Genomic DNA, 381 nt, shown 5'->3' with positions numbered 1-381 from the left:
GTGCGTCGGCAGGACCACGTCGTACGGATCGTCGTGCAGGTGGATCAGGCGCACGCCCTCGTACGGTCGGGGGTCCGGCCCGACGGCGAGCGCGAGGTCCGCCCGGCCCTGCTCGACCTCGTGGAGCGGGGCGGCCGGGTCGGCGAGTCTCAGGTCGATCCGCACCCGGGGGTGGGCGCGGCGCAGGCCCACCAGGGCGGGCGCGACGAGCGCGGCCCCCGCGGAGGCGAAGTAGCGGACGACGACCCGTCCGGTGTGCCCTTCCCGCAGGTCGGCCAGGGCTGCCTCGGCCGCCGCCAGGTCCTGGCTGATGACCTCCGCGTGTTCCGCGAGCAACCGGCCGGCGGCGGTGGGCCGCACGCCGCGGCCGACTCGTTCGAG

At 77.2% G+C, this 381-nt stretch carries 1 protein-coding gene; it reads right to left on the bottom strand.

Annotated elements, in window-relative coordinates; translation table 11 throughout:
* Window positions 1–381: LysR substrate-binding domain-containing protein (locus G3I71_RS50025; RefSeq protein WP_239149836.1), on the bottom strand; the 381-nt coding region annotated here is incomplete at both ends.

Origin of the sequence: Streptomyces sp. SID12501 (assembly GCF_010550245.1) — a bacterium.
Lineage (GTDB): Bacteria > Actinomycetota > Actinomycetes > Streptomycetales > Streptomycetaceae > Streptomyces.
This window is presented reverse-complemented; position numbering and strand designations above follow the sequence as displayed.